We start from the raw sequence: 25,411 nt of genomic DNA on the forward strand, positions 1-25,411 counted from the left end.
TGTAGGCCGGGTAAAACGCAGTAGCGTTGCCATCCGGCGCTAGAGTTGCACTCGCTCGATTCTCGCCGGTAGCCCTTGGCGCACAGACGCTCCTGAGACCCAGTCCAGCCAGGTATTGGCCACCTGACGCGTCGGGTCGGCAAAACCCAAATCGTTAATATTAATCCCCGATTTAATCTTTTCATCAAACGCCATCGGCTCTCCGTCAAGCGTATGCTGTGCTGCCCCCATTTCTTTATGTCCGTAGCCATGTTCAATTGCGATAACGCCCGGCATAACGCCGTTGAGCAGGCTGACCTGCGCTTGTGCGTGTCCACCCGGCGTGATGATGCGCACCGTGTCGCCGTGTGACACACCATAACGCGCGCCGTCCTGCGGGTTGAGCGCCACCAGATTCACAGGCTTGAGATGGTGAAGACGTGGGATCACCGCCGAGGCGCTGGACATGGTATTGGACTTAAAGGAGATCATCTTCAGTGGCCATTCCTGCTGCGGAAACAATTCGTCCACCGAACGCCCGTCGGACAGGCGGGAAGGATACCAGGCCGGACAGCCGCTGTAGCGCTCGCCGGTGATCGCATGGCGGTGTGCGGCGACATCCGCGTTCCAGATTTGCAGAGGTTTCTCCCACGCATTACCGACGCGGTTATCGGTGCGGCCACTCTTATCTGGCGCAAAACGACCACCGCGCGAGTAGACAAACGCCACGCGACGAACTTCGTCGGCTTTTAGCGTGTCGGTGATGACCGGCAGGATCCGCGTCACGCCGGTCAGCGAGATATCTTCCGGCGCGGCTTCGGCGACCGGCGCCTTACCCATAAACGCAATGTTGGCGGCCAGTCGCAGGTAGTAATCTTCCGCGCGGTTCAGCGGATAGTGATTGCCCTGCGGATCGGTAATGGCGTTATCGCCAAAGCCCGGCAGCCCAATGCGTTTTGCCACCGCGATGCAAAATGACTCCATGGATGCTGGTTGGCCGTCGGCGGTTTTGCTGGTGGCGGGTGCAACAATCGGCCAGCGGGCGGTGGTGGCCTTGCTCGCCACGCCTGCCCACGGGGCGCTGAATCCCCAGCTTTCGAAGTTGTGGGTATCCGGGACAATATAGTCCGCCAGCGCGGTGGTTTCGTTCATAAAAGCATCAATGGCAATAAATAGCGGCAGACGCGCCGGATCTTTGAGCTTTTCTTCCGCTACGCCACGCAGCCCCGCAATGCCGTAAAACGGGTTGGTCATGTTGGAGATCCAGGCTTTTAGCGGATACGGGTAGCCTTCGAGCGCCGAGACGAGTAATTCGGTCAACTGCCCGGCGACAAACGGATACCATGGGGCTTTCGCCGGGAAGGGCGATTGTCCGGCAGCCACTTTATTACGGTACTCTTCCGAGGATTCATAGGCGGTTTTACTGCGCGCGATGCTCAGGCCTTTCGGCTTCACCTTTCCGGCGAAACTGTCCATATTGTAGCGCGGTCCGTCAGTGGCACCGTTGAATTTACCGCCGCCCACAAAGACCCCGCCTTCGAGGCTGAGGTTGCCAATCAGCGCATTCAGCATCATCACCGCCCAGGCGTTGTAAAATCCGTTGCCTGCCATCATCCCGCCGTGGGTGATCACCGCCGCTTTACGCCCGTGACGGGTAAAGGCGTCTGCCAGCGCGCCTATTTTTGCCTCCGACACGCCGCACTGCTGGCTGTATTGCGCCAGTGACAGCTTTTCGGCAGACTCTTTCAGACGCTGGAATCCGCTTTTGACCGTCACGGTTTGCCCGTCGGCCAGCGTTACTTCGCGGGTCACGAACAGCTGTGCGCGTTGACAGCTGCTGGCTGCTACCATGTCACCGGCCTCGTTAACGGCCAGCGGTTCGCCAGGCGCGTCGGTGTTCAGATGGGCGAGCGTGAGATGCTGTCCGGCAAGCGTTGGGATCTCATCGGTAATCACCAGATGCGTGGCGTTGGTCCAGCTTTTTTCTCCGGCCTGTTGCATGGCCTGGACACCAGGGATGGCGAGGTAATCGGCGTTGTAACGCTGCTTTTCGATTATCCAGCGGATCATTCCCATTGCCAGCGCCGAGTCGCTCCCCGGGTGCACAGGCTGCCAGTGACCGCGATCGTCAGCCAGTACCGTGGTTAATGGCAGGGCGGGTGCGACAACGACATACTCGAAATCATTGCGTAAGCGGGCGCTGGCGAGTTGGCGAGCCTGGCGCTTAAACGGGTTGCCGGACTGCGCCGGGGAGGTGCCCATAAATAACGCGAACTCAACGTTATCCCAGTCCGGTTTGACGTGGGTGTTTTTATCCAGATCGCCCATTAGCGCGCCGGAACCGGCCCGATACGCTAGCCCACAATACGCACCGTGCGCGCCGAAGTTTTTACTACCAAAACTGTTCAGTGCGAAACGGCGGATAAACGTATCGCGTCCCTCGTCGCTGGTATTGGTGACCAGCAGTTGATTGGATTTCGGGCCAAAGCCGGGGTGCTTAGCATCTAACGGGGTGATGGGGTCGTGGATGGCCCGCAGGCCGTCAATGTGACCTTCGCCAAACAGGTTGCCGCCTTCCACCACCTCTTTGATGAGCTGTTCAAAGCTGATGCGCTGCCATTTACCTTCGCCACGTTTACCGACGCGCTTCATCGGCTCCAGAATTCGCAGCGGGCTGTACAGGCCTTCGAGCAGGGTTGCGCCCCGGGCGCAGGCGGTGGAACGCGCATCAAGACCGCTTTCGCCCGCCAGTTGTTCCATTGCCGTGGCAAACGGAACCGACGAATCAATGTGATGTTCATGCGACAGTGGGTGGTAGGGGTTGCCCGCAATGCGCAGAACTTTCCCCGCTTTGCTGTCGACGCGGACTCGCACACCGCACTGGGTCCAGCAGCCGAAGCACTGGGTCATGGCGATCACCTGCTGCGGATCCTGCTGCCAGCGCGGTTGGGCGTTGGCTTCGGGGATCAGCGCATTGCCGAAGATGCGATCGCGGGTGATTTTCCCCGAGGTGCCATCCAGCAAACCGTCAATCGCGCGCTTTGCCACATCCCGATAACTCAGGCCAAAGGTCACCATCCCGCCAACGGCGAGACCAACTTTAAGCCACTGACGACGGGTTAAATTAGCCATGTTGCATTCTCCTTGCGATCGCGTTGAGGCCTTCATGAACAATAATGAGTAGCGCAACCCACAGGCCAAAGGTGCCTACAATGGCCAGCCAGCCATCTGTGCCGCCGGGCAGGGAGTACGGATTGAATTGCGCGTTAAATTTGGGGATGGTCTGCACCTGAATCAGTATCGTCCAGCGCATCAGCCAGCACAGCGCCATGGCGCTGAAGGCCAGCGTAATACGCAGCGGTAATGACGATGGGTGACGTAACACCCATCCGCAAAGTGCCAGTGAGACAGCCCACAGCACTACCCAGCCGATGGCGTAGTGCCGTGCAGACGCGGCGACATCCAGCCACTGGCGAATCGCCGAGCCGGAAAGCGTATCGCCGCTCACCCACCACGCCATCACAATGGCCAGGGCGATCAACGTGACAATCTGCCCCCATGCCAGCTTGCGCGGCAGTGTGCTGTCGCGGTTTATGCTGGCGATAAGCAGGGCGAAGAAGGTTTGCAGCGCGCTGAGGAACATCGCCAGCGGGAAGGCATAGCTGAACCAGATGGGACGCGCCTGCACGACGGAGACTTCGCGGCCGGTATACACCAATAATCCAATGGCTGAGAGCGCGCTGCCCACAGCCAGCCATCTAGTGACACTGTAACTTTTATGCGTAAACCGTTTGACCTGCTGCGCCAGAAACCACAGCCCGAGAAACCCGGTGAACAACGGTAAAAACAGTGCCCCCCACGGCATCCATGACCACGGTGTCGGATAGGCATAGAAATGCCAGACGCGCGCGGTCTGGTGCAGATCCGCGGTCAGCGCCAGCGGGGCGGTGATGGCACAGGTCAGGGCGATCAGCAGCGTCAAGTTTTCTAGCTGCGGCTGCGCTTTTTTACGCCAGTGGAGCACGCAGGCGAACAGCGCCGCGCAGGCGGCAATGCCAATGAAAAAGAAATACTGTACCGCCCAGGGTAACCAGCTTATTTCCTGCGGATGGGCCAGCACCTCTTCGATAATCAGTGAATGGGTCATTTAAACCTCCTGCCACAGAGCGGGTTGAGCACGTCCCATCAACGGGGTGACGAAGGCGTCATCTAGCCCCAGATAGAACACGTGAGGCGAGGTGCCGCTTTCCGGTTTCAGGACTTTGATGGTGTCATGGTGTTCGTGCAGCATGCGTGAAATCCGGCTGTGCGGATCGTTGATGTCGCCAATGATGCGCGCGCCCCCCACACAGGACTCCACGCAGGCCGGGAGCAGCCCGGCTTCCAGGCGGTGCACGCAAAATGTGCATTTGTCGGCGGTCTGCGTTTCATGGTTAATAAACCGAGCATCGTATGGGCAGGCTTGCACGCAGTAGGCGCAGCCCACACAGCGCGTATTGTCGACCACTACAATGCCATCTTCACGCTGAAAGGTGGCCTGCACGGGACAAACGGGCACACAAGGTGGGTTATCGCAATGGTTACACAGGCGCGGCAGCAGCACGTTGGTGACGCTTTGCTGACCCTCAACCTGTACCTGATACTGGTTGACGTTGGTACGAAACGCGCCCTGAGGCGTCTGGTTTTCAATGGCGCAACTGACGGTACAGGCCTGACAGCCGATACACCGCCGCAGATCAATCAACATGGCGTAGCGATGCTGGCGCGACCCCTCATGGCGTTCTGGCGAGAAGGGAAACTCGGCCTGAGCCAGGGGAACCAGGGATGCGCCTGCGGTCAGAACGCCCAGTTGCTGGAGAAACTGCCGTTTACTGCTGTCCATATTTTCTCCCGTCACAATGCAACAACGAAACATTGGTCACGCCGTTGGTTTGCGTGTGATGAATAAAGAATCTTGATGATTTACAGTGTAAAAATCGTGGCGGGGGGTACTCTATTGTGGTTAACCACATACCCGACTTGTTGTTGATCTAAAACAACATAAATGACAGGGATAATGGCGTGAGATGTAAAGTAGTACATTGCCTGACGGTGCTGGCAGCGTTGTGGATGCTGAGTGGAGCGGCCTGGGCGCAGACATGGAACATTGGCGTCTTAGCCATGCGTGGGGAGGTCACCACACGTAATCACTGGCAGCCGCTGGAAACCCTGCTGAATCAGCAAATCGCCGGTGAACGATTTCATATTCAACCGCTGGACCTGCACCAGATGCAAGATGCCGTGAACCGGGGAACCGTGCAGTTTGTGGTGACCAATCCGGCGCAGTTTGTGCAGTTAAACAACCGCGCAGCGCTACGCTGGCTGGCATCCTTACGCTCCACCCGCGGCGGAAAAGCGACCAGCAATGTGATTGGTAGTGCGATCCTGGTCAGGCGTGACGGAGAGATCGCGTCGGCACACGATCTGATCGGCAAAACGGTTGGGGCGATCGATGCCCAGGCATTTGGCGGCTATTTGCTGGGTTATAAAGCGCTTATCGATGCGGGATTGCGCCCGGAGCGCGATTTGCGCCTGAGGTTCACGGGTTTTCCTGCCGATGCGTTAGTGTATTTATTGCGTGAGAAAGCCGTTCAGGCCGTGATTGTGCCGGTGTGTCTGCTGGAAAAAATGGATGAAGAAGGGCTGATCCATAAAGCCGATTTTAAGGTGGTGCTCAACCATCCGACGTCGATTCCCTGCCTGAGCAGCACGCCGCTTTATCCTGACTGGTCCTTCGCCGCACTGCCTGCAGTGAGTGATGAACTTGCCGATCGCGTCACCCGGGTTCTGTTTAATGCACCACAAGATGCGCCTTTTCGCTGGGGAGCTCCCGCCTCGACCCGCGAGGTCGAAACGTTACTACGTGACGTTCGTCAGCACCCGCAGCAGCGTCAACTGTGGCTGGATATCAAAAGCTGGTTTATCCAGCATCAACTGGTAATGGGGGCAGCAGCGGTGGTTCTGCTGTTGCTCACACTCAACTACATCTGGGTGATGCTGTTGGTCCGTCGTCGCGGCAGGCTGCTGGAGCGTAACAATGTGCTGTTGCGCAAGCAGGAGCAGGCACTGGAAACCGCGCGTCAGATGAGCGTCCTCGGCGAGATGACGTCCGGGTTTGCCCATGAACTTAACCAGCCGCTCTCGGCTATCCGTCACTATGCGCAAGGCTGCCTGATTCGCCTGCGCGGTCAGGATCAACAGCATCCGCTGTTACCTGCGCTTGAACAGATAGATGCTCAGGCACAGCGGGGGGCCGATACGTTGCGCAATCTGCGTCTGTGGGCCAGCCAGGCCCAGGGCAATCCAGTAATGACGGATGACTGGCAGGCGATCAACATCCGTGATGCTGTCCACCACGTGTGGCAATTATTGCGTATGACACAGCAATTCCCTGACGTCACGCTGCAAACGACGGTCAGCGCAAACTTAACGCTGACGCTGCCCAGCGTTCTGCTGGAACAAGTACTGGCAAATCTGGTGCTTAACGCCGCTCAGGCAGGGGCCAGCACGGTGTGGTTTACCGCTCAACATGAGGACGACGGTATCAGCATACAGGTACAGGATAACGCCGGGGGAATCGATGAAACTCAGCTTTATCAAGCGTTCCAACCGTTTATGACTACCCGCAAAGAAGGAATGGGGCTGGGATTGGTCATATGCCAACGCCTGGTTCGCTATGCCGGCGGCGAGATTAGCATCAACAATCAACAGGCTCCAGATGGTCGGGCGGGTGTCGCGGTAAGATTACAATTTTAGCCAACACAGAAAGGGGGCGATTGTGGCGATCATTCATCTGCTGGATGACGATGTAGCCGTCACCCAGGCCTGCGCATTTTTACTGGAAAGTCTGGGATACGAGGTCCGGTGCTGGCAGCACGGAGAAACCTTCCTGGCCGAGGTCAATCTGCATCAGGTCGGGGTTGTATTGCTGGATATGCGTATGCCGGGACTGGATGGACAAGGTGTACATGACGAGATGCTACGGCGCGGCAGCACGCTGGCGGTGGTCTTTCTTACCGGGCATGGCGATGTACCGATGGCGGTCGCGCAAATGAAACGTGGAGCGGTCGATTTTCTGCAAAAGCCGGTTTCTGCCGGACCACTTCAGGTCGCGTTGGAACATGCTCTGCAGGTTTCCATTACGGCATGCACGCGCCATGAGATTGTCGCTTGCTACCAACAGCTTACCCCAAAGGAACGCCAACTGGCCGGTCTGGTGGCACAAGGGTTGATGAACCGGGAAATCGCAGATGCAATGAATATTGCGGTCCGTACCGTTGAGGTTCACCGGGCAAGAGTGATGGAAAAAATGCAGGCGGGGAGCCTGGCTGAGCTGGTTCACCGACTCCAGCAGATTCTGTAGATTCATGACAGTTATTTGATTTTCATTGATTTTTTGTCTAATAAGCCAGACTGATATATGCTGTTGGTTTGAGCTAATGACGAGCAGGCAAATATGGGTAATCAGACCAAAGATGACGAACTGTACCGCGAGATGTGCAGAGTTGTTGGTAAAGTAGTACTGGAAATGCGCGATCTGGGACAAGAGCCTAAGCATATCGTCATTGCCGGTGTACTGAGAACCACCCTCGCCAATCAGCGTGTGCAACGCAGTGAGTTAGAAAAACAGGCCATGGAGACGGTGATTAAAGCGTTAGCCGGTTAATCCTGAAAAGGGCGGTGGAGAAAGGCTACCGCCCTGTAATTCTGCCACGGTATTCTATCAATATATATAATTCATCTTTGAAAATAAAAAGTGCAGAAAAATGTATTTGTCGTTATGTATTATATTATATATCGATTAAAACAAACGCTTATATTTGGAGGTGTAATCACAAATATTTGTAATGCAGATGAAATACTATTTCAACCTGCCTTAATGATAATAAATATCACTCCGCATTAATTATTCTCCTTCCCGTTTTTACTTGATAACGATCAAGGTTACAGGCTATGAATAACCACATTATTTATCCGCCTAACCCTAAAGGGTTATTCCTGTCTTGAGGGTAAAGATTCACTCCGTTTAACCACCGTCATTGATGCGATCAGGTTAGGGCAAAAATATCACGTGTTGTCGGCAACATCAGTGGCCCGATTTGGCCTGCCCGGCGCGTATAAACATGAGCACTGGATGTGTTGCTGCTACAGCGTTTGCGAAGAGGAAGCGAAATAAATGAACCAGGTTGATCGTCCATTTTTAGATTGTGGTTTAACGCGACTTGAATTTCTACGGATATCAGGAAAAGGTCTGGCAGGGTTAACCATTGCCCCCGCACTGTTATCACTTTTTGGCTGTAAGCAGGAAGATGTCGATAGCGGCACTGTCGGGCTGATTAACACGCCGAAAGGAGTGCTGGTGACGCAACGCGCACGCTGCACAGGATGCCACCGCTGCGAAATTTCCTGTACGAATTATAACGATGGCGCCGTTGGCACCTTCTTTTCCCGTATCAAAATCCATCGCAACTTTTTCTTTGGTGACAACGGTGTCGGTTCCGGTGGCGGACTATACGGCGATTTAAACTACACCGCCGATACCTGCCGCCAGTGCAAAGATCCGCAATGTATGGCTGTCTGCCCGATAGGCGCAATTACCTGGAAACAGGAAGACGGTTGTATTGCGGTGGATCACAAGCGCTGTATTGGCTGTAGCGCGTGTACCACGGCCTGTCCTTGGATGATGGCGACCGTGAATACCGAAACTAAAAAATCCTCGAAATGTGTGTTGTGTGGGGAATGCGCCAATGCTTGTCCGACTGGAGCATTAAAAATTATCGAATGGAAAGAGATTACCGTTTGATGGATCGCAGGCTTGCCTGATACGCGTCATTAATTGCCAAAAAAATTGCCGCTATGTACAGAAATGCGGCCAGTAAAATGACGGGTATATCTATTAAACCTTCTCGCAAAGGAAAACATGATGGCTAATGGTTGGACAGGTAATATTTTACGGGTCAATCTCACGACGGGTAATATCACCGTGGAAGATTCCAGTAAATTTAAAAAATTTGTCGGTGGGATGGGCTTTGGTTATAAAATTATGTACGACGAAGTCCCGCCAGGCACAAAACCTTTTGATGAAGGGAATAAACTGGTTTTCGCCACCGGTCCCCTCACTGGCTCGGGCGCACCCTGCAGTTCACGCGTCAATATCACCTCATTATCAACCTTTACCAAAGGTAATTTAGTCGTTGATGCCCATATGGGCGGCTTCTTTGCGGCACAAATGAAATTTGCCGGCTATGACGCGATTGTGATTGAAGGTAAGGCGGCATCGCCTGTCTGGATCAATATCAAAGACGACAAAGTCAGCATCGAAAAAGCCGACTTCCTGTGGGGCAAGGGTACACGCGCTACGACCGAAGAAATTTGTCGCATCACCAGCCCAGAAACCTGCGTCACCGCCATCGGTCAGGCGGGAGAAAATCTGGTACCTCTGTCCTGTATGATCAACAGCCGCAACCACAGCGGCGGTGCTGGCACCGGTGCGGTGATGGGCTCGAAGAACCTGAAAGCCATTGCGGTTGAAGGCACAAAAGGGGTCAACATCGCCGATCGCAAAGAGATGAAGCGGCTGAACGATTACATGATGACCGAGCTTATCGGCGCTAACAACAACCATGTGGTGCCGAGCACGCCACAGGCGTGGGCTGAATATTCATCGCCAAACTCACGCTGGACGGCGCGTAAAGGGCTGTTCTGGGGCGCGGCGGAAGGCGGCCCGATTGAAACGGGGGAAATCCCGCCAGGCAACCAAAATACCGTCGGCTTTCGTACCTACAAGTCGGTGTTCGATCTCGGACCGGCCGCAGAAAAATACACGGTCAAAATGAGCGGCTGTCACTCATGCCCGATTCGCTGTATGACCCAGCTCAACGTCCCGCGTGTTAAAGATTTTGGTGTACCGAGTACCGGTGGTAACACCTGCGTGGCGAACTTCGTGCACACCACGATTTTCCCGAACGGCCCGAAAGATTTTGACGAGAAAGATGATGGCCGCGTGGTGGGGAATCTGGTTGGCCTGAACCTGTTCGACGACTACGGTATCTGGTGTAACTACGGGCAATTGCACCGTGATTTCACCTACTGCTATGCCAAAGGCGTTTTTAAACGCGTGCTGCCGGCTGAAGAGTATGCCGAGATCCGTTGGGATCAGCTGGAAGCGGGCGATCCTAATTTTATTAAAGATTTCTACTACCGCCTGGCGCATCGCGTCGGCGAACTCAGCCACCTTGCAGATGGGTCATATGCCATTGCCGAACGCTGGAATTTAGGCGACGAGTACTGGGGCTATGCCAAAAACAAATTGTGGTCGCCGTTTGGTTTTCCTGTTCACCATGCTAACGAGGCCTCGGCACAGGTGGGGGCGATCACCAACTGCATGTTTAACCGTGACTGCATGGCGCACACCCACATCAACTTTATCGGCTCTGGTTTGCCGTTGAAATTACAGCGTGAAGTGGCGGGTGAGTTGTTTGGCTCACAGGATGCCTACGACGAAACAAAAAACTACACCCCAATCAACGCCGCCAAAATTAAATATGCCAAATGGACGCTGCTGAAGGTCTGTCTCCATAACGCCGTCACGCTGTGCAACTGGGTCTGGCCGATGACGGTGTCGCCGTTGAAGAGTCGAAACTATCGTGGGGATCTGGATCTGGAAGCGAAATTCTTCCAGGCGGTAACCGGTGATGAAACAACGCAGGCAAGCCTGGATCTCGCCGCCGAGCGTATTTTTACGTTGCACCGTGCCTATACAGTGAAACTGATGCAAACCAAAGATATGCGCAATGAGCACGATCTTATCTGCTCTTGGGTCTTCGACAAAGATCCTAAGATCCCGGTGTTTACCGAAGGGACCGACAAAATGGATCGGGAAGATATGCGCCAGTCATTGACGATGTTCTATCAGGAAATGGGCTGGGACCCGGAACTCGGCTGCCCAACGCGTGAAACCCTGAATCGCCTCGGTCTTGAGGATGTGGCAGCCGATCTGGCTGCGCAGAATCTGCTGCCGGCGTAAGGAACGCGAGATGACTAACGTGAGCGACGTTCTGGTCGCCGATGAGGAAGCGTGTATAGCGCTTCCTGATGAGGTGGATAGCCAAAAACGACAGTGGCTACAGGCGTTACACCCGGCCGTAGAGCACAGCAACACGCCGCAGGTCGAAGAGCCGGTGACGGCGGAGTCAATAATGGCGGATTTTATCCGCCAGCACTCTACGTCGGGCCAGTTGGTGGCGCGCGGTGTGTTTTTGCAGCCACCTTATTCAATGCCTGAAACAGACCTTACGCTGCTGCTGGACGCCATGCATGAGCAGGCGGGAAGTGCGGATATTACCTGCGTGCAGGGTGCGGAAGATGTGTATTTCTACTCGACGCAGACCATGACGGCTAACTATGCCGACATGTGCGTGCAGGTGGTGGAAAACGATATCTGCCGGGCGATCGCCGAGGCTGTGCGCTTTGACTGCCGAACGTATCCTCGCCCGTATAAGGTCGCCATGCTCGGACAGTCGCCGTATCACTTTGCACCTCAACAGATAGCCGCGGCGCTGACTGCCATGGAAACGCACCCGGATTACGCAGATATACGCGTTGTGGAAGCGTCGAATGCGGAACCTTATCTGTTTAGCGAGCGCTTTATGCGCTACGGCAAGGCGTACGGCCTGTGTGAATGGCTTGAGGTTGAGCAGTACCAGAACCCCTGAATTGATCAGGTAAATGTCATGGAACGTGTGGACGATCACTGTCACAGCATTAGAGGATAACCCGATGTCCTTCACCCGACGAAAATTTGTCATTGGCATGGGGACGGTGATTTTTTTCACCGGCCCAGGCCAAACCTTGTTAGCAAGTACCAAAAATACGCAAGCGGTTCGTTATGTCATGATTCATGATGAGTCATTGTGCAACGGCTGTAATATTTGTGCCCGAGCGTGCAGAAAAACCAACCATGTTCCAGCCCAGGGTAGCCGTTTGTCGATTGCCCATATTCCGGTGTCGGATAACGACAACGAAACCCTGTATCACTATTTCCGCCAGTCCTGCCAGCATTGTGACGATGCGCCCTGTATTGAGGTGTGTCCGACTGGTGCTTCCTGGCGCGATGAGAATGGGATTGTGCGGGTTGACGCCGCGCGTTGCATTGGCTGTAGCTACTGCATAGGGGCCTGTCCTTATCAGGTTCGCTATCTTAATCCGCAAACCAAAGTGGCCGACAAATGTGACTTCTGCGCCGAGTCACGTCTGGCAAAAGGCTTCCCGCCTATCTGCGTGAATGCGTGCCCGGAACATGCGCTGATATTTGGGCGTGAAGATAGTCCGCAGGTTCAGGCCTGGCTGCGCGAAAACAAGTTTTACGAGTATCAGCTGGCAGGTGCCGGGAAACCCCATCTGTATCGTCGGTTCGGTCAACATTTGATTAAAAAGGATAATGTATGAACGCGTCGCAGAATGCCGAACAGTTTCATGCGCAACTGGCGCAGTACGTCCCCTTGTTTAAGCCCGACTACTGGCCCGTCTGGCTGGTGGCTGCCGGGTTAATGCTGGTGGGGATGTGGCTGGTGCTGGCGCTACACGCCATGTTGCGCTTTCGCTCTGCCAATAAAGCGTCAGCCGGGCACGGTGAGAAAGTTTATCTGTACTCTAAGGCGGTCCGCCTGTGGCACTGGTCGAATGCGCTGCTGTTTTTACTGCTGCTGGGCAGTGGCCTGGTCAACCACTTTTCTGCCGTCAGCGCCCCGGTAATGAAAAACCTGCATGCTGTGCACGAAATCTGTGGCTTCTTGCTGCTGGCGTGCTGGATTGGCTTTGTGCTGATCAACCTGATCGGTGGCAACGGGCATCACTATATGATTAAACGCCAGGGCTGGATTGGGCGGGCGCAACGACAGACGCGGTTTTATCTGTTTGGCATTATGCAGGGTGAGGCACACCCGTTCCCGGCATCCACGCGGTCTAAGTTCAACCCGTTACAGCAGGCGGCCTATGTCGGCGTAATGTACGGACTGTTACCGCTGTTGCTGATTTCTGGTTTGCTGTCGCTGTATCCGCAAGCGGTGGGCGATCTGTTCCCGGGTGTGCGTTACTGGTTGCTGCAGGCGCACTTTGCGCTGGCGATAGTGAGTCTGTTTTTCATTTTTGGACATCTTTATCTCTGCACCACGGGACGCACGCCGGGCGAAACCTTCAGGTGCATGGTGGATGGCTATCATCGCCATTAAGCAATGATGATAACCTCTAGTGACTTACGGGCCTGGCGCGTCGGGCCCGTGTTGTACCGCTGGTTTCTGCGTTCGTTTCCGGACGGTGGCAGCTATGCGGATGTTCACCGTGCGCTTGAGCGAGAGGGTTTCGGCGACTGGGCGGACAGCCTCGTGGAATATGGCTGGTCTAAATGGTTGGATGAAGCACGTTTTGTGCAGCAGGATATTTTCGCGATGGCGCGTTTAGCCAGCCCGCAAACGGCAGACGACAATGGCAGACAGCTGGCGAGTGCAACGGACAGCGACAGCCTTGGCAGTGCAGGTGATAACGTCAAAATCGCCAGCGCCGGGTACGCCGCACAGATTGCCAGCGCGGGGTACAGCGCCCGCATTGGCAGCGTGGGGTACAATACGCATGTCGGCAGCTCCGGCAATCGCAGCAGAATTGCGGTTGCGGGAAATTCCACGCGCGTCAGCAGCGTGGGAAACGGCACGCGCATCGCCAGTACCGGCATGCGTGTGCGTATCAGTTCGTTGGGCGAGCGCAGCCGTATTGCCAGCAGCGGCGATCTCACGCAGATCGCCAGCTTTGGCCCTGAGTCAAAGATTGCTAACTGTGCTGACAATGTGCACATTATTGCCAGCGGTGAAAATGCGGTCGTTGCCAGTACCGGCGAGGTCGATTCAATCATTCTCGGCCCCGGTGGATGTGCCGCGCTTGCCTATCACGACGGGGAGAGAATGCGGTTTGCCGTTGCCATCGAGGGTGAGAATAATATCCGTGCCGGTGTGAAATACCGGCTCAACGACGACCACCAGTTCGTGGCCTGTTGAGCCGTGGCATTATTTTAGCGCGAACCGATGCCGGGCGACTTTCTCCAGCCCAAAACACAGCAGGTAGTAAACCAGTCCGGTAAAGACAAAAATCGCAGCCGGGTAAATCTGCACGCGGCTGTTCACCTGACCGGCAACCGTCGTCAGTTCAGGGACGTTGACGATAAACGCCAGCGACGTATCTTTTAGTAACCCAATAAAAATCCCCGTCAGCGATGGCAGAATATTACGCAGCACCTGTGGCAGTAAAATCAGCCACAACGTCTGAAACGGGCGAAATCCTTGAGCCACTGACGCTTCATACTGACCGCCAGGCAGCGCGTTTAAGCCCGCATACACGGAGTGCATTACCGAGGCGGCGGTAAACCAGGCTAGCGCCAGCGTGACGGTCGCCGCCCCTGGCAGATCGCTGCCTGTCAGCATGGGCAGCAGGTACCACATCCAGAAAATGACAAAAATGAGCGGAATGCCACGAATAAACTCCGCCCAGACAAACAGTCCCTTGCGCACCACGCCCGGGAACCGCCACGCGCAGCAGGCGAGGAGAATCCCGGCGGGCAGCGCCAGCACCGCAGCGCCAATTGCCATCAGTAACGTGAGCAGAACTCCCCCCGGCTGTCCCTGTGCCGCGCGTCCCCACAGGAGATAGTCCAGATTGTCGGTAATCACCGAAATATTAGCGATCATGCTGTGGACTCCGGATGCTCAAAATGTGGGTTTTTACCGCAGATCGCTTTGCCGGTACGGGCCGAGGGCCAAGTCGCGTGAGCAGCATTCCCAGCACAAGCCCAGTGAGCAGATACAGCCCGGTGCCGACGGCAAACGCTTCCAGTGCGTGGGCGTTATAACTCTCGATTTGCCGAACCTGGTAGGTCAGTTCAGCGAAACCAATACCGCTGGCAAGCGATGAGAGCTTCATTAAATTGAGATACTGCCCGACGATTGGCTGCCAGGCGTTCGCCAGGCCCTGAGGCAACAGAATATGCCGAAAGGCCGCCCAGGAAGAAAAACCCTGCGCCACGGCGGCTTCCCGCTGCCCGCTGGACACCGCCTGTAAACCGGAGGCGATTTCCTCCACCAAAAAAGCTGACGTAAAAATCCCCAGCCCCCAGGCCGAACAGAGAAACTCCGGCGTTAACCACCAGACCTCTCCCGGCAGAATGGACCACGGGTGCTCAGCATTGATGAAGGTAATTACCCCCCGGGGAAGCAGATTCCATGCGGCGAAATACCAGAACATCAGTTGTACCAGTAACGGCGTGTTGCGAAAAACTGAAACCCACACGCTGACCATGCCTCCGGCGATGCGATTACCCGAAAGGCGCAGGCCGAGCAGTAAGATGGCCAGCAATGTGGCGAGTACGATCCCCACCAGTGTCACCCATAGCGTGGTCAGAAAACCTGACATTATCCATTGCAGAGGTTGCCCGCTCAGCACTCCCTGCCAGTCCATTGCGTGCATTATAACGATGACTCCTGATGTAACGGGTCGAGAACTTTTTTCAGGAAGCGTCGGGTCCTTGGGTGCTGTGGGCGGGTAAAGAACGCCTCGGGGGGCGCCACTTCGAGAATGTCGCCGCCATCAATGAAAACCACCCGATCGGCAATCTCGCGGGCGAAATGCATTTCGTGAGTGACGACAATCATCGTGATGCCACTATGGGCGAGGTTTTTCATCACCAGCAGCACTTCGCCGATCATTTCGGGATCCAACGCGGAAGTGGGTTCATCAAACAGGATGATTTGTGGAGAGGAGGCCAGGGCGCGGGCGATGGCAACGCGCTGTTGCTGACCGCCGGAAAGCTGTGCGGCGTAGGCCTCGGCTTTGTCAGCCAGTCCGACCTGTTCCAGCAGCTCAAGTGCGCGTTGTTTCGCCTCCGTTTTATTCCAGCCGTGAACATATTCCAGCGCCAGCGAGATGTTCTGCTGCGCCGTCAGATGTGCGTAAAGATTGAACTGCTGGAATACAAAACCAATGCGACTGCGTAACTGACGTAAGGCCGCGCCGCGCAGCTGGCCGATCGGGTGGTCATCAATGAAAATATCGCCCCCGCTAAGTGATTCAAGCTGATTGATCAGGCGAATAAGCGTAGATTTCCCTGAGCCGGAAGGGCCCAGAATGGTGACCACTTCACCGGGCTCCACGGTCAGGTTAACGTCATTTAACACCACCTGCGCGTCATACTGTTTATGCACATTGCGCAGCTCGACCCGCGCCTGACGCAACTGCGTAAAATCCGCAGCTGGCGCTGCGGAGCGAGGAAACAGACCTGAGAGCATATTACTTCGCTTCTATTTTAAAGGCGCGGGGCTGGGGATTTTTGGTTTCAGGCCCAAACCAGACATCGTAGATTTTGGCCGCCTGACCGGTCGACTCAAGCTTCAGCAGCTCGTCGTTTACCGCGTTTAACAGCGCCGTTTCGCCTTTTTTCACCCCTACGCCGATCTCTTCTTTACTCAGCAGGTCAGGTAAAATTTTGAAATCTGCTTTATCCGGTGCGCCACCTAACAGGCCCGCCAGAATAGTACTGTCCTGGGTGATGGCCTGAACATTGCCATTGCGCAGTGCGGTCAGCGCCAGCGGAATATCGTCGTAAGCCAGCACGCGTGACTGTGGGAAGCGCTGATGTAGCGCTTGTTCACCGGTAGTGCCTTTCACCGCGCCGATGCGTGCCTTGCTGTAATCATCAAGCTTGTCCGGGGATTTTGCGGGCACCAGGAACTGCTGTCCGGTGACAAAATAGGGGACCGAAAAGTCGATGACCTGCGCCCGCTCCGGCGTAATCGTAATATCCGCAACGATTAAATCGGCCTTACTGGATTGCAACAGCGGAATGCGGTTGGCCGGATTGGTTGCCACCAGTTCCAGTTTTACACCGAGTGATTTTGCCAGCGCTTCGGCAAAATCCACGTCATAGCCGACAATTTTATGTGTTTTCGCATCAACAGAGCCAAACGGTGGGTTAGCGTCGAACGTTGCGACTTTCACCACGCCTGCAGCTTTGATATCGGCCAGTTGATCGGCCTGAGCCTGCGAAGCCATCATGCCCGACGCGGACAATATGCTAAGTGCCAGGATTGATTTTTTAGCGCGCTGAATTTTCGTTGCCATCATTATATGAAATCCCTGTAGTTATTGGTTTGTGCTATTAACGCTCCCATAACTTATCGATGGCGCAAAATAAGAAAAAATTCTTATCTATATACAAAATGATATTAGTGAAATAGCTGTTAATAATGGGTAAATACAATGCAAATTATCCAGAAACGCTACTGTATTTCCATGCGGGCCTGTACCATAAACCGATAACCGATGTGGAATTGGGGGCCAGTCATGCTGCGTGATAATTTTAACGATCTCTATTATCTCAAAGACGGCCAGGCGCGCCGTTTACGGGTTATTATTTGTATTATCCCAGTCGCAAACAGCACTCCGCTGCCTTTGCACAGCTGATTGAGGCATTGCGCTATACACGCTGACTGGAGATAAAAAAAACCGGCATTACGCCGGTTCAGGGATTAGATTTTGCAGGCATCGCCGCAGTCATTATCCGCAATCATTTCCTGTGCTTTTTTGTCTGCATCTTCCAGACGTTCCGCATTGCGCTCTTGCGCTTCATCGAGCCCATCAAAGACCAGATTATCGAGATCAATTTCCATCAGTCACCTGTTCAGGTTCAGCGTTTAACATTCCCTTATTATATTGCAAAAATGTTGCTGAACAGCAGCGATTCTTGCGATTTAGAGGCGACTATCAAATCAGATGTGCGTATTTTTCCGGTAGCGTGGTCCACAGATGTCGGTTGGCGGCGCTCAGGATGAGTATTGTCGAAAACCCGGCTGGACCTTAACGGATGAGGATAGAAATACGGTCGATCGCTTTATTGAACAGTTCGGTTTGTCGGTGTTGTCCGAACCGATAACCTGACATGCACGCCAACGCCGCGCCCCTGAACTGAAACACCGCTCCGGTGCGCGGCGGACCTCGCTAACCCCCTCTTTTTTGTCCGTTTTTGAACCCGTCACAACTCGCCAAGATGTTAATAAGATGTTTCGCAATCATGCGGCAAGCCTGTTTATTCAGGAACGTGATGAGCGATCATTTTTAACAATATCATGACAAAATCACTATACATATAACTTAATATCTTTTATACATTAATCGTTAACCCCTGTGACTATTCCACAAAAGAGAAAGAGATATGGAACAGATACCTGATAATAAAAACGATAATTTTCAAAAAGATGGCAAAGAGCAGTTCAACCGTTCGATCGGACTTATCTCTAACTTTGCGCTGGGTTTTACCTACCTGTCGCCACTCACCGCCGTGTATTCGCTGTTTGCGCTTGCCGTAACGCTGGCAGGGCCACCGGCGGTATGGTGGATTTTAATCGTCGCCTGTGGGCAGCTTCTGGTTGCGCTGGTGTTTGGCGAAGTGGCGTCTCAGTATCCGATTACCGGAGGGCTGTATCCCTGGGCCAGAAGGTTGTGGGGGAAAAAATATGCGTGGATCGCCGCCTGGATTTACCTGTGGGCGCTGGTGGTGACCATCACCTCAATCGCGGAATACACCTCAACCTTCGTCGAGTCATTATTCCACTATGGTCAGACTCCGGCCACCATGCTGCTGACATCCGTGGTGCTGCTGCTCTTGATGATGGCGGTGAATATGTCCGGGACAAAGAATCTTGCCCGGGTCGCCAAAATTGGTTTCTGGTGTGAGATCGTCAGCGTGATTGCGCTGGGGATTTACCTGCTGATATTCCACCGTTCACAGCCATTCTCGGTGATATTTGATTCAATGGGCGTGCTGGCCCAGGACGGGAGCTACTCCACCGCCTTTATGTCTGCCGCGCTGATGGGCCTGTTTATGTTCTTTGGCTTTGAAGCCTGCGGCAACGTTGCGGAAGAGGTGAAGAACCCAAGCAAAAAAATCCCGATTGCGATGATCCTGAGTATCGTGTTTGGTGCGATCTCGGCCATTATTTCCGTCATGGGGTATCTGCTGGCTTCGCCGAATCTGGTCAGTATTGTCAACGGTAAAACGGCCGATCCGATCCCGGCTATCCTCAATGAGGCTCTGGGGGAAACCGGCGCGACGGTCTTTATCATCGTCGCGATTATCGCCATGCTGTCGTGTATTCTGTCTCTCCAGGCTGCGCTGAGCCGCCTTATCTTCTCTTTCTCCCGTGACAGAATGCTGCCGGGAAGCGAGTGGATGTCCAAAATCTCTAAAAATGGTGTTCCCGATAATGCCATGGTGGTCAGTTGCTTACTGCCGGTGATTATCTGTGTTTGGGTCTATTTCCAGCCCGATAATCTGTCGCGCATTACCGCGTTTGCCGTTATCGGTATCTATATTTCCTTCCAGATGGTCGTGCTGGCAGCGCTGCGCCAGCGCCTGAAAGGCTGGAAACCGGCGGGTGAGTGGACCATCGGTGGTTGGGGGACTCTGGTTAACGTGCTGGCGTTAGCTTACGGATTGTGCGGGATCTGGCTGCTGGCCCAACCCGCCGACAGCAGTGATTTCATCGACCGCTGGACGGTGCTGTTTGGCCTGGCGATTGTGGTGGGTTCGGGGCTTATCTACATGTTCCTGACGCGTCCGTTTGGTCGCTCTGCTGCGCCGGAAAATGATGCGATAGCCTACGCAAACAAGCTCAATATGGGGCAGGATAATTAAACAAAGGGCCTTCGGGCCCTTAGAGCCTATCCCCTTAGTGTTGATAGTGGTAAAGAATGAAGTAGTCGCTCTGATACACAATACGGGTATTCGTCGGTGACAGTAATTCTCCCACGCGACAGCGCGGCCAACTGGAAAAGATAATCCGGTTTTCCAGATTGGTCAGAATGACATAGTCAGGTTGGGGGCAGGAGAGCAGTTCTGCCTCGATCTGGCTAACCAGCAGATCGACAGCGGCGACGCCAAGAAACTGGTCATGGTAGTAAACGGGCACCGCCGAGGTCAGTGTGTAAGAAATGTTGCAGATATAGTCGACGTAAGGCCCGTGAATATAGGCTTCACCTGCAGGAGGAGAATGCTTAAACCACTCGAAGGTTCTGAAATCCAGCCGCTGTTGGGTAGCCTGATCTAAATCCAGATGCGCCTGACTCAGACCGTTATCTTTCTTATACCACCACTCCAGCAGCCAATACTCGTTGCGGGTTGGCGTATTCTCAATATGGCTGGCGAATCCGGCACCCGAGCAATAGTGATTGTGATTCAGCGTGTGTTTAATGTGCTGCTGAACAGTGGCTCTCACTGCCGGGTCGAGGACCACTTCTGCCGAGCCTTTTTGTACACCGGCAATCGCCTCGTGGATGCTCCTCGCCAGCGCAACGGTAGACTCTACGGTAGAGACAGTAATATCATCAATTTTACGGATTAATGCGCTAAGGGATGTCGAAGAGCTCATGGTCTTTCCTGCCTTCACTGATGGTCAGTTCGCGTTATATTTCAGCTTTTTTTCAATAAGATAATAGGTACAGGTATCGATAATCTGGGTGGCAAATTGCACCGATTCTGTCTCATTATACGCGGCCAGCGCATCGGCCAGCGCAGAATAGAGCGCAATGATCTCGGCGTGAATAGTGCCAGAACGATAGAGTATAGCGACCAGCGAAGCCCACTCCGCCTGCACCTGCAGCTCCTGATTCGCCAGCCGCGCTGAATGCGAACTGGCGGCGATCGCCAGCAGGCAACGCATATCGGCCTGAGTCATTAATTCGGGTGAATCAGCCTTTCTTAACACCTCAACAAACTCGCGAAATTTAGCGATATCCGCATTGGTCATGCGCCGGGAGGCCAGCCTGGCGCTGTGGCTGATAATGGCGCAATGCATTTCGCCTAAGTCGGAAAGGTAATCGGTGCCAATCGATTTAAACGGATGCAGGACGCTATTTTTGCCATCAATATTTTCGCAAACGAAGCTGCCGCCATTTCGGCCACGAACCGTATGGATAAGATTATTAGCCCGAAGCGTGTTGAGTGCTTCTCTGATGGTGATATGTGAGACGCCCATCATCTTTGCCAGGTCGGTTTCGTTGGGCAGTTGCTCTTTTGGCTCGAGCAATCCCGTAATGATGGCGTTTGAAAGGCGCTGCACAATCTGGTCGGAACGACTGACCTGCCCGATAGGCGCAAATATGACCGCATGAGTAATCATAATCTTTTCTGCACTCAATTCCCTGAAACAACAACCCTTTCTAACACAAGCCTGTCAGGCAAGGAAGGTCAGAATGGTCGCGTTATTTTACCTGCCCATGCACAAAACCGTTGCACAGGCGGATGTGTGTCCCGTTAGCGTCAAATGACGATGAATAACCTTACCGCGAAAATGTAAAATTTAAGTTAAAAATGCGACGTTTATCATACTGTCAATGTTGCGCATTTGAAAAAATTTTACAATATATATATTACATAAGATTCTTTATGTATTAACGGGCAGGAGACAGTCATGAAAACCCTGAAGCATTTTATTAACGGACACTACGTGGCGGGCAGTACCGAAGACGCGTTTGAGCTGGTCAGCCCGGTGGACGGTGAAACATACGCGTTATCGCCCAATGGTGGGGCAGCAGAAGTCGATCTGGCCTACTCGGCCGCCGCTGCCGCGTTCAGTATCTGGAAGAAATCGACGCCCGCACAGCGGCAAAAAGCGCTTCTGGCGCTGGCTGATGAAATCGAACGCAATGTAGAGCGACTGGTTAACGCCCAGAGTCAGGAAACTGGACAGCTGCGCCATTTTATTGAGAAAGAAGAGATCGCGGCCTCCTGCGACGCCATTCGATTTTTTGCCGGTGCCGCGCGCTGCCTTGAAGGGAAGGCTGCCGGTGAATATTCTGCCGGGTTCACCTCAACCATTCGTCGCGAACCGCTGGGTATTGTGGGGCAAGTCACGCCGTGGAATTACCCGTTTATGATGGCGGTGTGGAAGATAGCCCCTGCGCTGGCGGCAGGCAATACGGTGGTGCTTAAACCGAGTGACACCACGCCGGTCAGCACGCTGTTGCTGGCTGAGCTGGCCGCGCCGCTGTTCCCGAAAGGGGCGTTTAATGTGGTATTAGGGAAAGCCAAAACCGGTTCGCTGGTGGTGTCGAACCCGACGGCCTCACTGGTTTCGATTACTGGCTCGGTACGTGCGGGTCTACAGGTGGCCGCGTCGGCGGCGGCAAACCTGACCAAAGCCCATTTGGAGTTGGGCGGTAAAGCGCCCGCCGTGGTATTTGCCGACGCGAATATCGACAGGGCGATTGAGACGATCGCTACCGCCGGCTTTTTCAATGCCGGGCAAGATTGTACTGCCGCCACGCGAATTCTCGTCGAGCAGTCCGTTTATGCTGAGTTTTTGGAAAAATTGATCCAGAAAACAAAAAGCATCAAATTTGGTCCCCCGCAGGATAGGGATGCGCTATATGGCGCGTTGAATAGCCGGAACCAACTGGAGCAGGTGCAAGGTTTTATTGCGCGTCTGCCTGCGCATGCAAAAATTGAAACGGGTGGCAGAGCAGGGCCCGGACCGGGCTTCTACTTTGAGCCAACCATCATCTCCGGTCTGCATCAGCACGACGAAGCCATTCAACATGAAGTGTTTGGTCCGGTAATGGCGATTCAGTCCTTTTCGACTGACGAAGACGCGTTGCACAAAGCCAATGATGTGGAATACGGCCTGGCCGCAAGCGTCTGGACCGGTAACCACGGCCGCGCACAGCGTTTTTGCATTGATCTCGATTTTGGCACGGTGTGGATCAACAACCATATTCCACTGTGTGCGGAAATGCCGCACGGCGGGTTCAAGAAATCCGGCTACGGTAAAGATCTCTCCTCTTATTCACTCGATGAGTACACCCGAGTGAAACATATCATGTGCGATATTTCTGAATAGCGGGTAATACGATGAAAACATTAAAAATAGCTGCGCTGTCGCTGGTGATGTTCTCGGGGTTTAGTCTGGCAGACAGCTCCCCGCTGAACACCGTAAAAGCGTATATGGCGGCCTGGAATGCGCATAACGCGCCGCTCGCAGCGCAGTATCTGGCCGACGACGCGGTCTATTACGATGCCGCTGCCGGGGAGCCGATAACTGGCAGGGAAAAAGCCGAGAAAGAGGTGATTGGAGCATTCATTAAGGCGGTCCCGGATCTGAACTGGAAAATGGTCGGCAAACCCGTCTATGACGAAGATACCGTGGCATTTCGTTGGGAGTTCTCGGGTAAAAATAGCGGCGAATGGGCAGGAAGTCCGCCGACAAATAATCCGATCAAATTTGAAGGCGTCAGCTATATTCATGTTAAGGCAGGAAAAATCACCTGGCAGGGTGATTATTATGATTCTAAAAAACTGGATGAAGAACTCAAGCCAGTGAAGTAGTCGGTGGTTCCCCTTGTGAGAGGGGGGCCTCTCATTTGTGCTGTGTTTAGGGCAGTGTGTGCGTGGCAAAAGGACAAGTTAATGGCAATTACCCGACGTGATTTTCTCAACGGTGTGGCGGTCACCATCGCCGCGGGGCTGACCCCTCTGGATATGGTCAGAGCGGCAGGAAAAGAACATGAATTTATCGATGGAAGTTATTACCCTCCCAGCCTGACGGGGCTGCGCGGTAACCATCCGGGCTCGTTTGAAATGGCTCACGCGTTGGGCCGGGAACAGAAAAAATTTGATTTAACGGCGCTTCCGGTCGAGGAAGAGTACGACCTGGTGGTGGTCGGTGGCGGCATTAGCGGGCTGGCGGCCGGATGTTTCTGGCGGCAACTTGTCGGGCAAAACAGCAAGGTTCTGATCCTCGACAACCATGATGATTTTGGCGGCCACGCCAAACGTAACGAATTTAGCACAGCCGGAAAAAAACTGATCGGCTATGGCGGCAGTGAGTCGTTTCAGTCGCCAGCGCATAATTTCAGCCCGGACGTACAAAAGCTGATGGAAACACTCGGCGTGAGCGCCACCAAGCTCAAAGAGAGTTTTGACGTCAACTTCTATCCAGACTGGCAGCTCAGTCGCGGTGTCTTTTTCGACAAAAAGAATTTTGGCGAGACCAAAATCGTCAGCGGCGATCCGGGACGCGCGGTTTCCGACGATATTCCACCGGACCGGCTCAACGGTCGTAAGATTGAAGACTTTATCAATGATTTTCCGTTGAGTGAGAGCGACCGAAAAGCGCTTATCGATCTGCATGTACGCCCTGGCGACTACCTTCCGGGCATGACGGTCGAGGAGAAAAGTAGCTGGCTGGATACCCACAGCTACAGTGAATTTCTGGCCACGAAAGTCGGTTTAAGCAAAATGGCACTGCTCTATTTCCAGCAGCGCTCCAACGATTTCTTTGCTATCGGCATTGAGGGCATTTCCTGTAGCGATGCCCGGGCATGCGCCTTACCGGGCATGGAAGCGTTAGGTTTGCCGCCGCTGGACGGCGAGTCACTGGCCGACCTCGAAGAGCCGTATGTTTATCACTTCCCCGATGGCAACGCGGGACTGGCGCGAATAATGGTCAGATATATGCTCCCGGATGCCTTGCCGGGGACCACCATGGAGGATTCCGTCCTCGCCAGATTGCATTACGAAAAGCTGGATCTGCCGGAAAATACCACGCGTTTGCGCCTCAACAGTAGCGTGATTAATGCGGCCAACGTGCCGGGCGGCGTGGCCGTAACCTATCTGCGTGACGGCAAATTGCATCGTGTGCACGCAAAAAACGCCATCATGGCGGGTTATAACATGATGATCCCGTACCTGGTGCCGGAAATGCCGAAACAACAACAGGCAGATCTCAAGCTGAACGTAAAGGCGCCGCTGGTGTACACCAACGTAGTGGTGAAAAACTGGCAGGCGTTTAAGCAACTCGGCGTACATGAGTTTTATTCCCCGGCTGCGCCGTACAGCCGCATTAAGCTCGACTATCCAGTCAGCATTGGCGGCTATCAGCACCCGGCGACCCCGGACGATCCGATGGTGATTCATATGGTCTATGTGCCAACCTATCCGGGCAGTAACTTACCGGCGAGAGAACAATTCCGCCTGGGACGGGCCTATCTGCTGGGGACCACGTTTGCTGCGCATGAAGAGATGATCCGTGGTCAGTTGCAGGAGATGTTTGGCTCGACAGGCTTTGACAATCAACGTGATATCGCGGCTATTACGGTTAACCGCTGGGCACATGGCTATGCCTATTACGCCAACCCGCTGTTCGACGACATGGATGAAATGGAGAAGGTTGTTGAGCGGGCACGCCAACCCATCGGCCGAATTGCGATTGCTAACTCTGATGCCGACTGGAGCGCGTATGCACATGCGGCGATCGATCAGGCATTGCGGGCGGTTAACGAACTCAAGGGTATGAGGTGATCT

23 protein-coding genes and 1 pseudogene are annotated in these 25,411 nt (G+C 54.2%); 14 read left to right on the forward strand and 10 right to left on the reverse strand.

Features of this window, described 5'->3' with window-relative positions; translation table 11 throughout:
• Window positions 1–39: 39 nt before the first annotated feature.
• From ttrA to ttrB, 3 genes are read right to left on the reverse strand one after another with little or no spacing between them, the layout of a single operon-like run.
• Complete coding sequence (gene ttrA / locus M2374_RS18450; protein WP_181688181.1) at window positions 40–3,111, reverse strand: tetrathionate reductase subunit TtrA; 3,072 nt, start codon at window positions 3,109–3,111, stop codon at window positions 40–42.
• Window positions 3,104–4,126, reverse strand: a complete 1,023-nt coding sequence (ttrC, locus tag M2374_RS18455) for a tetrathionate reductase subunit TtrC (RefSeq protein ID WP_181688180.1) — start codon at window positions 4,124–4,126, stop codon at window positions 3,104–3,106. The genes ttrA and ttrC overlap by 8 nt, the downstream gene beginning before the upstream one ends.
• Entirely contained in the window at window positions 4,127–4,861 is a 735-nt protein-coding gene (gene ttrB, locus M2374_RS18460; RefSeq protein WP_217439024.1) for a tetrathionate reductase subunit TtrB, read from the reverse strand.
• Between the two features lie 179 nt (window positions 4,862–5,040).
• Between ttrB and ttrS the strand changes: the two genes are divergently transcribed.
• The 9 genes from ttrS to ydhT all read left to right on the forward strand — a co-directional run bounded on the left by ttrS (window position 5,041) and on the right by ydhT (window position 14,063).
• Window positions 5,041–6,774, forward strand: coding sequence for a tetrathionate respiration histidine kinase TtrS (gene ttrS / locus M2374_RS18465; RefSeq protein ID WP_181688179.1), 1,734 nt, complete (start codon window positions 5,041–5,043; stop codon window positions 6,772–6,774).
• A 22-nt stretch (window positions 6,775–6,796) separates the two neighbouring features.
• On the forward strand, window positions 6,797–7,381 hold the full coding sequence (gene ttrR / locus M2374_RS18470; RefSeq protein WP_181688178.1) for a tetrathionate respiration response regulator TtrR: 585 nt from the start codon (window positions 6,797–6,799) through the stop codon (window positions 7,379–7,381).
• 93 nt (window positions 7,382–7,474) lie between these two features.
• The gene (gene fumD / locus M2374_RS18475; RefSeq protein WP_096757203.1) at window positions 7,475–7,684 is read left to right on the forward strand and encodes a fumarate hydratase FumD; all 210 of its coding nucleotides are present in this window, start codon (window positions 7,475–7,477) and stop codon (window positions 7,682–7,684) included.
• A gap of 510 nt (window positions 7,685–8,194) precedes the next feature.
• Window positions 8,195–8,821, forward strand: a complete 627-nt coding sequence (locus M2374_RS18480; protein WP_096757202.1) for a ferredoxin-like protein — start codon at window positions 8,195–8,197, stop codon at window positions 8,819–8,821.
• A gap of 120 nt (window positions 8,822–8,941) precedes the next feature.
• The gene (locus M2374_RS18485; protein WP_115258620.1) at window positions 8,942–11,044 is read left to right on the forward strand and encodes an aldehyde ferredoxin oxidoreductase; all 2,103 of its coding nucleotides are present in this window, start codon (window positions 8,942–8,944) and stop codon (window positions 11,042–11,044) included.
• A 10-nt stretch (window positions 11,045–11,054) separates the two neighbouring features.
• Window positions 11,055–11,732 (forward strand): YdhW family putative oxidoreductase system protein, encoded by a 678-nt coding sequence (locus M2374_RS18490; RefSeq protein ID WP_115258619.1) that lies wholly within the window; start codon window positions 11,055–11,057, stop codon window positions 11,730–11,732.
• Window positions 11,733–11,796: 64 nt separating this feature from the next.
• A complete protein-coding gene (locus M2374_RS18495) occupies window positions 11,797–12,465 on the forward strand; it encodes a 4Fe-4S dicluster domain-containing protein (RefSeq protein ID WP_096757199.1) in 669 nt (222 codons plus the stop codon).
• On the forward strand, window positions 12,462–13,247 hold the full coding sequence (gene phsC / locus M2374_RS18500; RefSeq protein ID WP_181688177.1) for a thiosulfate reductase cytochrome B subunit: 786 nt from the start codon (window positions 12,462–12,464) through the stop codon (window positions 13,245–13,247). The genes M2374_RS18495 and phsC overlap by 4 nt, the downstream gene beginning before the upstream one ends.
• Before the next feature lie 3 nt (window positions 13,248–13,250).
• Window positions 13,251–14,063, forward strand: coding sequence for a protein YdhT (gene ydhT, locus M2374_RS18505; protein WP_117343031.1), 813 nt, complete (start codon window positions 13,251–13,253; stop codon window positions 14,061–14,063).
• 9 nt (window positions 14,064–14,072) lie between these two features.
• Here the strand turns inward: ydhT and M2374_RS18510 are convergent, their stop codons facing one another.
• The 4 genes from M2374_RS18510 to M2374_RS18525 are packed head-to-tail and all read right to left on the reverse strand — an operon-like array spanning window position 14,073 to window position 17,178.
• Window positions 14,073–14,750, reverse strand: a complete 678-nt coding sequence (locus M2374_RS18510) for an amino acid ABC transporter permease (RefSeq protein ID WP_096757196.1) — start codon at window positions 14,748–14,750, stop codon at window positions 14,073–14,075.
• Entirely contained in the window at window positions 14,740–15,525 is a 786-nt protein-coding gene (locus M2374_RS18515) for an amino acid ABC transporter permease (RefSeq protein WP_181688176.1), read from the reverse strand. The genes M2374_RS18510 and M2374_RS18515 overlap by 11 nt, the downstream gene beginning before the upstream one ends.
• The gene (locus M2374_RS18520) at window positions 15,525–16,343 is read right to left on the reverse strand and encodes an amino acid ABC transporter ATP-binding protein (protein ID WP_115258615.1); all 819 of its coding nucleotides are present in this window, start codon (window positions 16,341–16,343) and stop codon (window positions 15,525–15,527) included. Before M2374_RS18520 ends, M2374_RS18515 begins: the two co-directional genes overlap by 1 nt.
• A 1-nt stretch (window position 16,344) precedes the next feature.
• The gene (locus M2374_RS18525; RefSeq protein WP_181688175.1) at window positions 16,345–17,178 is read right to left on the reverse strand and encodes an ABC transporter substrate-binding protein; all 834 of its coding nucleotides are present in this window, start codon (window positions 17,176–17,178) and stop codon (window positions 16,345–16,347) included.
• Between the two features lie 272 nt (window positions 17,179–17,450).
• Here M2374_RS18525 and M2374_RS18530 point away from each other — a divergent pair.
• Window positions 17,451–17,543: pseudogene (locus tag M2374_RS18530) on the forward strand (LysR family transcriptional regulator); the annotation flags it as partial.
• A gap of 39 nt (window positions 17,544–17,582) precedes the next feature.
• Here the strand turns inward: M2374_RS18530 and M2374_RS18535 are convergent.
• A complete protein-coding gene (locus tag M2374_RS18535) occupies window positions 17,583–17,723 on the reverse strand; it encodes a hypothetical protein (RefSeq protein WP_096757192.1) in 141 nt (46 codons plus the stop codon).
• A 542-nt stretch (window positions 17,724–18,265) separates the two neighbouring features.
• Between M2374_RS18535 and M2374_RS18540 the strand changes: the two genes are divergently transcribed.
• A complete protein-coding gene (locus tag M2374_RS18540; protein ID WP_096757191.1) occupies window positions 18,266–19,747 on the forward strand; it encodes an APC family permease in 1,482 nt (493 codons plus the stop codon).
• A 34-nt stretch (window positions 19,748–19,781) separates the two neighbouring features.
• Here M2374_RS18540 and M2374_RS18545 read toward each other — a convergent pair whose 3' ends face one another.
• Together M2374_RS18545 and M2374_RS18550 are read right to left on the reverse strand one after the other, a co-directional pair.
• On the reverse strand, window positions 19,782–20,480 hold the full coding sequence (locus tag M2374_RS18545; protein WP_096757190.1) for a cache domain-containing protein: 699 nt from the start codon (window positions 20,478–20,480) through the stop codon (window positions 19,782–19,784).
• A 24-nt stretch (window positions 20,481–20,504) separates the two neighbouring features.
• Entirely contained in the window at window positions 20,505–21,230 is a 726-nt protein-coding gene (locus M2374_RS18550) for a FadR/GntR family transcriptional regulator (RefSeq protein WP_181688174.1), read from the reverse strand.
• A 291-nt stretch (window positions 21,231–21,521) separates the two neighbouring features.
• Here M2374_RS18550 and M2374_RS18555 point away from each other — a divergent pair, with 291 nt between their 5' ends.
• From M2374_RS18555 to M2374_RS18565, 3 genes are all read left to right on the forward strand, one after another.
• The gene (locus M2374_RS18555) at window positions 21,522–22,949 is read left to right on the forward strand and encodes an aminobutyraldehyde dehydrogenase (RefSeq protein ID WP_117343037.1); all 1,428 of its coding nucleotides are present in this window, start codon (window positions 21,522–21,524) and stop codon (window positions 22,947–22,949) included.
• Window positions 22,950–22,960: 11 nt separating this feature from the next.
• On the forward strand, window positions 22,961–23,434 hold the full coding sequence (locus tag M2374_RS18560; RefSeq protein WP_117343038.1) for an ester cyclase: 474 nt from the start codon (window positions 22,961–22,963) through the stop codon (window positions 23,432–23,434).
• Window positions 23,435–23,515: 81 nt separating this feature from the next.
• Window positions 23,516–25,408, forward strand: coding sequence for an FAD/NAD(P)-binding protein (locus tag M2374_RS18565; protein ID WP_115258602.1), 1,893 nt, complete (start codon window positions 23,516–23,518; stop codon window positions 25,406–25,408).
• Window positions 25,409–25,411 lie beyond the last annotated feature (3 nt).

Source organism: Citrobacter sp. JUb117 (assembly GCF_024809055.1).
Classification (GTDB): Bacteria; Pseudomonadota; Gammaproteobacteria; order Enterobacterales; family Enterobacteriaceae; genus Citrobacter; species Citrobacter gillenii.